At 58.5% G+C, this 2,369-nt stretch carries 2 protein-coding genes; one reads left to right on the top strand and one right to left on the bottom strand.

Annotated features, from left to right (window positions below; all coding sequences use genetic code 11):
- Positions 1 to 136 precede the first annotated feature (136 nt).
- On the bottom strand, positions 137 to 706 hold the full coding sequence (locus HIJ39_RS22545; protein WP_169103280.1) for a site-specific integrase: 570 nt from the start codon (positions 704 to 706) through the stop codon (positions 137 to 139).
- Between the two features lie 301 nt (positions 707 to 1,007).
- Between HIJ39_RS22545 and HIJ39_RS22540 the strand changes: the two genes are divergently transcribed.
- Positions 1,008 to 1,646 (top strand): hypothetical protein, encoded by a 639-nt coding sequence (locus tag HIJ39_RS22540; protein WP_169103279.1) that lies wholly within the window; start codon positions 1,008 to 1,010, stop codon positions 1,644 to 1,646.
- The last annotated feature ends 723 nt before the right edge of the window (positions 1,647 to 2,369 follow it).

The raw sequence follows: 2,369 nt of genomic DNA, 5'->3' as shown, positions 1-2,369 counted from the left end.
GGTTACTCGATGTCGCTCTTCGTCAATCGATCGCAGACTTCGGAGCTCTGCACGTCATTCGGCATGGGCCGGATGGCATGCACCTGTATTTCTATGTGTAGTTTACCCACATTTTATGACGGACGCAATCCCGGGGTCATAAATCCAACGACAGGTACACGGCATCCCGTTGATCGCGGTTGATGCCAATGTACCGCAGGGTCACCCGCGGCTCGGCATGGTTAAAGAGGTCCTGGAGCAGCGTAATGTCGATGCCTTGGCGATAGGCGTGGTAGCCGAACGTCTTGCGCAGCGTGTGGGTGCCAATGGGATCCGTGAATCCCACGGCGGCGGCCGCCTCTTTCAGGATGGCCCAGGCCGCTTGCCGCCGCAGGGGCCGGCCCCCTTTTTGCGAGGGGAACAAGGGGTCCGTCAGGCGACAGTCGGGGCGCGTGGCGAGATATTCCCCCAGCGCCTTTTTAATGGCGTCGCTTAAGGGACACTCCTTCTGCTTGCCCGTCTTCTGTTCCGTGACCCGGAGCCGGTCGACCCATCGCGACTTCGACAACCGCACATCGCCAACTTTGAGCCGCAAGAGGTCGCTGATGCGGAATCCCGTATTAATTCCTAGCACAAACCACGCATAATCTCGCAGATTGGTCGCATGCAACTGCGCCTTGATGGCCTGGATGTCTGTGGGGTTCCGGATCGGCTCGACAATATTCATCGCGACCCTCACTTCTCGATAGCTGTCTTGCGTCATTATAACACGGTATCCGCTACATAATTGGGTGATCGACTCCTTGTGTCGTGTTTTCGCGATGGCCTCGCTGACCGGCACAGTCCCCCTTCGTGGCCCCCAATCCGAAACCGCTTGCGGTGTCTGGATTCACGGGGATCGACGGCGGACAATCGGACACAAGTCAGTTCTGTCGGATGCGGCCTCCGGGCTTATGATTCCGCGGCGACCCTCATGGTATGATGTGAAGACAGAGGCACCGCAAGGATTGCCGAAAGGAGTCGATTAGATGTCTGATGCTGAACAGACAGGGCGCGGGGCGGATGATAAGGACCGGGCAGCAGAATTTCGCACTTATGCCGCCAACCATCGTCCGACTGTGGCTATTGCCAAATATCAATCCAGCCGCGGCGTCGTAACGGTTCCTGTGGCCCTGCGACGCGCCTTTCTTGTGCCTGATGACGGAAAATTAGTGGTGACAAGCAATGAGGACGGCAGTGTGACCATGCGACCCGCTCCGGCGCCGGAAACGTGGTTTGCCCGCTACGATGCGTTGGTCGCTGCGGACCACGGGGAACCAGCCGCCGACGACCTGCCCAAGCGGTGGGTGAATACGGCGACGCTGATCCGTGCCCAGGTGTATGCCGAAGGGCCTCAGCGGCGGTGGTTTGAGGAGTGCGACCGCGGCTTTGTGTCGGCGCGCGTGGATCCCGTGATGTTGGCAGAGTGGTTGGAACGCTTGTCGGCGATTCTCCCGTCGTTGGACCGCCGGGGCATTGCATCCTATGTCCAGGTGGTGCTGAGCTGGACGGGGATGTCCCTCATGGAGCGTGATGTGTATTTGGCTGCTTTGGAACTTTGGGGATCGGCCGATGGCTTGACGTGGCCGGAGGCGGTGCGGCGCTGCCGGGATGAGGAGACGGGATAACCGGGGCGTGGAAATACACTTAGTGATGTTTCGCCACAATTATTCACGAAGCGTCACCCGCGTCCTTACCAAAATCGGGCGTAAAGCCCCGGCGTTTACGCATGGGGATATAAGCTCGTTGGCCCGTTAGGGCCAAAATCTTGAAGAGCATCGGCTTTTGAGCGAGACTATTTTTGCAAGCAGATTTCTTCGGGAATCGGAAGTGGAGTCACTTCTGCAGACGGGCTTGCGAGTACAAAGAAGCCGCGAGAGTCTTGCGTCGCAAGAACACCCGAAAGGGTCGGAGCGGTTCGTCTGCGACCGGGATAGTAAGCACTCGATGCAGAAGAATGTTGTGTGAGGCCTAGGATGGTGTAGGGGCGACCCAGGAGCCTGGAGAGCCAACAGGAGACCGGAACCCCCGGATTTATCCGTGGGGAGACTCAGGATTTGTGCCGCGCATGCAACACGCGAGCCTGGTCTACGAGAAAGGCTGCTTGCACTGCTACGCCCAGGCGGAGGGCCGTGATTTGTGTTGTGGTCGAAGTGTTAGGGGAAATAGTTAGTCCACTAAGAGGCTGCCCCGCTGGGGCTAATCATTACCCACATCTGGACCTAATGGCTCGAAAGGGTTGCAAAGCGCAAAGTCCCGGACTCCAATGGAGGGCCGGGGCTTCGCTGACAATAATCGAGGTATGGCTGAAGCCCGTTGCGGCCGCAACGGGTCAGTTGGGACACTCAATC

Origin of the sequence: Sulfobacillus harzensis (assembly GCF_012933365.1) — a bacterium.
In the GTDB taxonomy this organism is placed as follows: Bacteria; Bacillota; Sulfobacillia; order Sulfobacillales; family Sulfobacillaceae; genus Sulfobacillus_B; species Sulfobacillus_B harzensis.
The sequence above is the reverse complement of the archived record's forward strand: the minus strand, read 5'-3'. Positions and strand labels throughout refer to the sequence as shown.